This window comes from Streptomyces katrae (assembly GCF_000966975.1).
Lineage (GTDB): Bacteria > Actinomycetota > Actinomycetes > Streptomycetales > Streptomycetaceae > Streptomyces > Streptomyces katrae.
This window is the reverse complement of the sequence record NZ_JZWV01000500.1, coordinates 1-7,095: the sequence shown is the minus strand read 5'-3', so window position 1 is coordinate 7,095 and position 7,095 is coordinate 1. Positions and strand designations below refer to the sequence as shown.

At 71.9% G+C, this 7,095-nt stretch carries 8 protein-coding genes and 1 pseudogene; 8 read left to right on the top strand and 1 reads right to left on the bottom strand.

Features of this window, described 5'->3' with window-relative positions:
* The first annotated feature begins 101 nt into the window (after positions 1-101).
* The 8 genes from VR44_RS18425 (at position 102) to VR44_RS18395 (ending at position 6,832) form a co-directional block, all read left to right on the top strand.
* On the top strand, positions 102-755 hold the full coding sequence (locus VR44_RS18425) for an HAD family hydrolase (protein ID WP_045948623.1): 654 nt from the start codon (positions 102-104) through the stop codon (positions 753-755).
* A gap of 43 nt (positions 756-798) precedes the next feature.
* On the top strand, positions 799-2,028 hold the full coding sequence (locus VR44_RS18420) for an MFS transporter (RefSeq protein ID WP_045948622.1): 1,230 nt from the start codon (positions 799-801) through the stop codon (positions 2,026-2,028).
* A complete protein-coding gene (locus VR44_RS18415) occupies positions 2,000-3,148 on the top strand; it encodes an acetoin utilization protein AcuC (RefSeq protein ID WP_052713694.1) in 1,149 nt (382 codons plus the stop codon). Before VR44_RS18420 ends, VR44_RS18415 begins: the two co-directional genes overlap by 29 nt.
* A gap of 117 nt (positions 3,149-3,265) precedes the next feature.
* A complete protein-coding gene (locus VR44_RS18410; protein ID WP_045948624.1) occupies positions 3,266-4,096 on the top strand; it encodes a phosphatase in 831 nt (276 codons plus the stop codon).
* 115 nt (positions 4,097-4,211) lie between these two features.
* Entirely contained in the window at positions 4,212-4,421 is a 210-nt protein-coding gene (locus VR44_RS18405) for a helix-turn-helix domain-containing protein (RefSeq protein ID WP_008738568.1), read from the top strand.
* A 132-nt stretch (positions 4,422-4,553) separates the two neighbouring features.
* Positions 4,554-4,652 carry a 30S ribosomal protein bS22 gene (locus VR44_RS42700; RefSeq protein ID WP_003948845.1) on the top strand — a complete coding sequence of 33 codons (99 nt, stop codon included), beginning with the start codon at positions 4,554-4,556 and terminating at the stop codon, positions 4,650-4,652.
* A 93-nt stretch (positions 4,653-4,745) separates the two neighbouring features.
* Positions 4,746-5,795, top strand: a complete 1,050-nt coding sequence (locus VR44_RS18400) for an NAD-dependent epimerase/dehydratase family protein (protein ID WP_045948620.1) — start codon at positions 4,746-4,748, stop codon at positions 5,793-5,795.
* A complete protein-coding gene (locus VR44_RS18395; RefSeq protein ID WP_045948619.1) occupies positions 5,795-6,832 on the top strand; it encodes a lysophospholipid acyltransferase family protein in 1,038 nt (345 codons plus the stop codon). Before VR44_RS18400 ends, VR44_RS18395 begins: the two co-directional genes overlap by 1 nt.
* Positions 6,833-6,898: 66 nt before the next feature.
* Here the strand turns inward: VR44_RS18395 and VR44_RS18390 are convergent.
* A pseudogene (locus VR44_RS18390) lies at positions 6,899-7,095 on the bottom strand (DUF5667 domain-containing protein); the annotation flags it as partial.

Below are 7,095 nucleotides of genomic sequence, written 5' to 3'. Positions count from 1 at the left end.
GGAAAGCCCCGCACCTCATGGTGCGGGGCTTTTCTGCGTTTCAGCCGTTTACCCGCACCGCGCTGCGGGGAAGGCGCGGCGGACACTCGTATGGTGGGCTGATGGTCTACCAGCTGGTCATCTTCGACAACGACGGCGTCCTCGTGGACAGCGAGCCGATCTCCAACACCATCCTCGCCACGTACCTGACGGAAGTCGGGCACCCCACCACCTACGAGGATTCCCTGCGCGACTACATGGGCGGCGCCGTGCACCGGGTGCACGACCTCGTCCACGAGCGCACCGGGCAGCGGCTGCCGGAGGACTTCGACCGGATCCTCCACGAGCGGATCTTCGCCGCGTTCGCGAGCGAACTCCATCCCGTCCCCGGGGTGACCGACGTGCTCGGGGAACTCTCCGCGCGCGGAGTGCCGTACTGCGTCGCCTCCTCCAGCAGCCACGAACGGATCCGCGTCGCACACCGCGCCGCCGGACTCGACGAGTGGTTCGAAGAGGAGTGGATCTTCAGCGCCGAGGAGGTCGCCCTGGGCAAGCCGGCGCCGGACCTGTTCCTGCACGCCGCCGACATGATGGGCGTCCACCCCTCCCAGTGCGTCGTCGTCGAGGACAGCCCGCTCGGGATCGAGGCCGCCCGCGCCGCCGGCATGGACGTGCTCGGGTTCACCTCCATGGTCCCCGCGTCCAAGCTCACCGGGGCCACCGCCTGCTTCGGGGAGATGAAGGAGCTGCCCGCCCTGCTCGGATTCGCCGTGTGATCTCTCTACCCACGGGTAGCCGCGGGGCCTACGCTGTGCCGCCATGACAGATGACGTGCGGCTGCGGCGGGGCCGCGGTGCCCTGGGCTTCAGCTTCTTCGCCCAAGGGGTCGCCTTCGCCCTGCTCGTGACCCGCATCCCGGCCATCCAGGACCGGTACGGGATATCCGACGGCCTGCTGCCCGCCTTCCTCGCCGCCGTACCCGTCCTCGCCGGGGTGTCCAGCGTCGCCACCGAGCACCTGGTCAAGCGGGTCGCGCCCAGTGCCGTGCTGCGGTGGGCGCAGCCCGTCGTGCTGCTGGCGCTGCTCGGCGTCGGGGCCGGCAGCCGGATGTGGCACGTGGCCCTGGCCCTCGGGGTGTTCGGGCTGGCGGTCGGTGCGCTGGACGCCTCGATGAACATGCTCGGCGTCAGCCTCCAGCGGGCGTACGGGCGCTCCATCATGCTGGGCTTCCACGCCGCGTACAGCCTGGGCGGGATCGTGGGGGCCTCGGCGGCCTGGGCGGGGGCGCACTGGCACCTGTCGCTGTTCACGGGATACCTGCCGGCCGTGGTGGCCGTGCTGCCGCTCGCGCTGATCGGGAGCCGGTACTACGTCGACGTGAAGGGTGCCGGGGCCGGGGAGGCCGGGCAGGGGTGGCCGGAGCGGGGCGGGCGGCTGCTGCTGCCGCTGTGCCTGGTGATGGCGTGCGCGTACATCGGGGACTCGACGGTGTCGAACTGGAGCGCCAAGTACCTCCAGGACGTGCTGGGGAGCTCGGAGCAGCTGGCGACCGTCCCCTACAACGTGTACATGGTGACCACGCTCGTGGGGCGGGCCGTGGGGGACCTCGGGGTGCGGCGGTTCGGGGCCGTCGCCGTGGTGCGCTGCGGTGCGGTGGTGGCCGCGGCCGGGTTCGGGGTGGTGGCGGCGGCCCCGGGGGCCTGGGTGGGGATGCTCGGGTTCACGCTGCTGGGGATCGGGCTGTGCGTGATCGTTCCGCAGACGTTCGCGGCGGCGGGACGGCTGTTCCCGAACGCCTCGGACACGGCGGTCGCGCGGCTGAACATCTTCAACTACGTGGGGTTCCTGGTCGGTTCGCCGCTCGTGGGCGGGATCGGGGACGCCTGGAACTACCGGGGTGCCATGGTGGTCCCGATGGCGCTGGTCCTCGTCACCCTGGTCCACGCCCGCTCGTTCGGCGCTGTGGACCGGGCCCGATACGGTGTGCGGCATGAGCGGCGAGCCGGTGACCGGGCTTTTGATGTGGGACGAGGCGGTAACGAGGTATGACTTCGGGCCGAGCCATCCGATGGACCCGGTGCGCCTGGCGCTGACCATGGGCCTGGTGCGCGCCTTCGGGCTGGACCGGGAGATGGAGGTACGGGCGGCCCCGGCGGCCGGGGACTCCACGCTGAGGCTGGTGCACCGCGAGGACTACGTGGCGGCGGTCCGTGAGGTGTCGGCGGATCCGGGTGTGGCGGACGGTTCGTACGGGCTGGGGACGGTGGACGATCCGGCGTTCCACGGGATACACGAGGCGTCCGCGCTGATCGCCGGCCAGTCGGTCGCGGCCGCGGAGGCCGTGTGGCGGGGGGAGGCCGAGCACGCGGTGAACTTCGCCGGCGGGCTGCACCACGCCATGCCGGGCGGGGCGGCCGGGTTCTGCGTGTACAACGACGCGGCGCTGGCGATCGCCCGGCTGCTGGAGCTGGGGGCCGAGCGGGTCGCGTACGTGGACGTGGACGTGCACCACGGGGACGGGGTGCAGACGGCGTTCTGGGACGACCCCCGGGTGCTGACGGTATCGCTGCACGAGCACCCCCAGACCCTGTTCCCGCAGACGGGCTGGCCGCAGGAGACGGGCGGTCCGGCGGCCGAGGGCAGTGCGGTGAACGTGGCGCTGCCGGCCGGGACCGGGGACGAGGGGTGGCTGCGGGCCTTCCACGCGACGGTGCCGGAGCTGCTGGCGGACTTCCGTCCGCAGGTGCTGGTGACCCAGCACGGGGCGGACACGCACTTCGAGGATCCGCTCGCGCACCTGGCGGTGTCCCTGGACGCGCAGCGGGCGGTGCAGGAGGCCTGTCACGGGCTGGCGCACGAGTACGCGGGCGGGCGGTGGCTGGCGCTGGGCGGTGGCGGGTACGCGGTGGTGGACGTGGTTCCGCGGTCGTGGACGCACCTGGTGGGGATCGCGGCGCACCGGCCGGTGGATCCGGCGGCGATGGTGCCGCAGGTTTGGCGGGACGAGGTGTACGCGCGGACGCGGCAGCGGGGGCCGGCCCGGATGACGGACGGGCGCGAGGCCGAGTGGCGGGACTGGGACGCGGGGTACGACCCGGCGGACCGAACGGATCAGGCCGTTCTGGCGACGCGACGGGCGGTGTTCCCGTTGCGGGGGATGCTGATGTGACGGTTGGTCATGCACGGGCGGTGTCGCGGCATGGTGTGGCGTGGCGTGGTTACGCCAACTGTGCGGCGCTTGCCCGGAACTGATGATCCGGCAGGTCGTGTGCGGCAGCATCGGAGGGTGTTGAGCGAGGGCGCGCTGCGCGCGCATCTGCTGGCGGCCCGGCTGGCCGGACCGGTCGCCACTACGCGGGAGGAGAGCCTGCGCAGCTACCGGCTGTTCGCGGCGCGGGATCCGCGGGTGCTGCTGGGGCTGGATCCGCAGGGCCGCTGGGACGTGGGCGCGCTGCTGGGGCTGATGGCGGACCGGTGCGGGGTCTCCGCGGATCCGGCGCAGGTCAGCGGGCCCGATGTGATCGATCCGGAGCGGACGGTGGCGGCGCTGGGGGTGTTCGCGGAGCGGCTGCGGGAGGCGGCCGGGGCGCGTTCGCCGGTGCTGTTCGGTACGGGGCATCCGCATCGGCTGCTGGGTTTCTACGCCGGTTTGGCGGGTGCCATGTCGGCGGCGGGCTGTGTTGTCCTCACCCCGGCGCAGGGGGTCCATGTCGACATGACGACCCGGTTCGGCGTACGCACGCACCGGATCGATTACGTACGGGGAGTCGCACTGGTGCGGGAACCCGGCGCGCGGGCGGCGGCGAGTGCCACCGGCGCACACACTCATTCGCCGCTGCCGGTTCGGGTGGCGCTCGGAGCGCTTGCGGAGTCCGGGGGGCCGCTCCCGGAACTGGTGGTGGGTGATCACGGGTGGGTCTGCGGTGCAGGTCAGCTGGGTGTGGAGGCGATCGGGCTGGCTGATACGGACGATCCCGCGCTGTTCGTGGGGGAGGCCGAGGGGCGGGTGGCGGCGGTGGTTCCGCTTGATGACGCGGTGTTCTCGGCGGCCTATGGGCCGCTCGCGCGCTTCGTGTTGCAGCGGGCGGGGCTGCCGGTGCGTCAGGAGTGGCCGTAGCTCCTCTTCCCCAGCCGTATCACGCGCCCCTACTCTGGGGAGTGAGCGTGCGACGACGAGGAGTAACCGGAGGGGAAGCCGGTGCCCGTCATGCGCGGAAGGTCAGGTGGGTGTCATGGCTGCTGGCGAGAGGCCTCTCAGTGAGGTTCAGTTCCTGACCGTGGCGGAGGTCGCCTCGGTGATGCGAGTGTCGAAGATGACCGTGTACCGGCTGGTGCACAACGGTCATCTGCCCGCTATCCGGGTGGGCCGGTCCTTCCGGGTCCCCGAAAACGCGGTCCACGAGTACCTTCGGGAGTCCTACGTGGGGGTGGAGTCGGCCTGAGAATGAGGCTCGGGCCACACCTGCGGAAGCCTCGGATTACAAGCTCGGAGCTCGGGCGGGTAGGCTAGGCCGACGTAGGTCGTGTGGGCCCAGACGCCCCGCACCAGTGAGAAGAAGTGAGCGAGGGTAGTCGTGGGCTCTGTTATCAAGAAGCGGCGCAAGCGGATGGCTAAGAAGAAGCACCGCAAGCTGCTCAAGCGCACCCGCGTCCAGCGCCGTAACAAGAAGTAAACGGCAGCTGTACGTGTTTTCCGCAGCCCCTCCACCATCCTGGTGGAGGGGCTGCGGTGCAGCCGGGTACTTCTCGAGGGAGGCGCTGAGCTCGTGGGGAAGGTCGTGCTCGTCACCGGGGCTGCCCGGCAGCTGGGGGGCCGCTTCGTGCGCCGCGTCCAGCGGGACCCGGATGTGGAGCGGGTCGTCGCGGTCGACGCGGTGACCCCGCCGCACCGGCTCGGCTCGGCCGAGTTCGTGCATGCGGACATCAGACAGTCGTCGATCGCCCGGGTGCTCGCCGAGTACGCGGTGGACACGGTGGTCCATCTGGCGGTCACCGGAGGCGCGCCGGGGGCGCCGGGCGGGCGCAGCGCCGTCAAGGAGACCAACGTCATCGGGACGATGCAGCTCCTGGGTGCCTGCCAGAAGTCTCCGACCGTGCGGCGGCTCGTGGTGAAGTCGAGCACCAGCGTGTACGGGGGCACGGCCCGGGATCCGGCCGTGTTCACGGAGACCACGCAGCCGAAGTCGCTGCCGGCGGCCGGCTTCGCGAAGGAGGCCTCCGAGGTCGAGGGCTATGTACGGGGCTTCGCGCGCCGACGGCCGGACGTGGCGGTCTGCGTGCTGCGCTTCGCGAACATCCTGGGGCCGTTCGCGGACTCGGCGTTGGCCGAGTACTTCTCGATGCCGGTGGTGCCGACGGTCCTCGGCTACGACCCGAGGCTCCAGTTCGTCCACGAGGACGACGTGGTGGAGGTGCTGCGGCTGGCGGCGGGGGAGCCCCGGCGGGGGACGCTGAACAGCGGGACGTTCAACATCGCGGGGGACGGCGTGCTGCTGCTGTCGCAGTGCGCGCGGCGGCTGGGGCGGCCGGCGGTGCCGCTGCTGCTGCCGGCGGTCACGTGGGTGGGTCAGGCGCTGCGGGCGGTGGGGGCCACGGACTTCTCGCCGGAGCAGATCCGGCTGCTGACGCACGGGCGGGTCGTGGAGACCGCGCAGATGCGGGAGGTCCTGGGGTTCCGGCCGCAGTACACGACGGCGGAGACCTTCGCGGACTTCGCGCGGAGCCGGGGGAAGGGGCTGCTGCCGCCGGAGCGGGTGGGGCGGGCCGTGGACCGGGTCGCGGGGCTGTTGAAGGTGGACGAGAGAGTGGAGCGGTAGTGGCGGACGCCAAGGTCATTCCGTTCGGCGAGGACCGGCCGCGGCGGCGCGGTGGCGGTGCGCGCGGGGCGCGGGCGGTGGACGCGGTGGCGGCTCCCGCGCAGCCGCCGGGTCCTTCCCGGGAGTCCGGGCCGGTGGGGCTGCCGTCGCCCGTGGAGGAGTCCGTGGAGGCTCCCGCGGGCCGGGCGGGCGGTGCGGGTGAGTGGGACCGGCGTATCGCGGGCGGGCTGGCGTTCCTACGGCGGCGGATCACGGGCGAGTACGAGGTCGACGAGTTCGGCTACGACAAGGAGCTGACGGACCAGGTCCTGATGTCCTTGATGCGGCCGCTGTTCGACAAGTACTTCCGGGTCGAGGTCAAGGGCGTGGAGAACATCCCGAAGGAGGGTGGGGCGCTGATCGTGGCGAACCACTCGGGGACGCTCCCGTTGGACGGGCTGATGCTCCAGGTCGCGGTGCACGACCACCATCCGGCGGAGCGGCACCTGCGGCTGCTGGCGGCGGACCTGGTGTTCATGCTGCCGGGGGTCAACGAGCTGGCGCGCAAGGCCGGTCACACGCTGGCGTGCGCGGAGGACGCGCAGCGGCTGCTGGAGGCCGGGGAGCTCGTCGGGGTGATGCCGGAGGGCTTCAAGGGGATAGGGAAGCCGTTCGGTGAGCGGTACAAGCTGCAGCGGTTCGGTCGGGGCGGGTTCGTGTCGACGGCGCTGCGGGCGGGAACTCCGATCGTGCCGTGCTCGATCGTGGGGGCGGAGGAGATCTACCCCATGATCGGCAACGCGAAGACGCTGGCCCGGCTGCTGGGGCTGCCGTACTTCCCGCTGACGCCGACGTTCCCCTGGCTGGGTCCGCTGGGGGCGGTGCCGCTGCCGACGAAGTGGACGATCCAGTTCGGGGAGCCGATCCCGACGGACGGGTATGCGGCGGAGGCGGCCGAGGATCCGATGCTGATGTTCAACCTGACGGATGAGGTGCGGGAACGGATTCAGCACACGCTGTACAAGCTGCTGGTGCAGCGGCGGTCCGTGTTCTTCTGACCGTCTGTCTGCGCGTCGAACGCCGGCGGGGCTGGATCTTCCAGCCCCGCCGGCGTTCGTGTGCGCCTACTCGGCGTCTTCCGCCTTGATGCCCAGGCCCGGGAGCAGGTTGGGGAGGAGGGGCGGGATGGTGATGTCCGGCTGGGGGAGGCCCGGGGCCACCGGGGCGGCCGGGGTGGACTGGCCCTGTGCCGGGGGGTGCAGCAGGTCGCCCGTGCCGCCCAGGAGGCCGGTTCCGGGGGCCGGGGTCTGGCTGCCGGGGG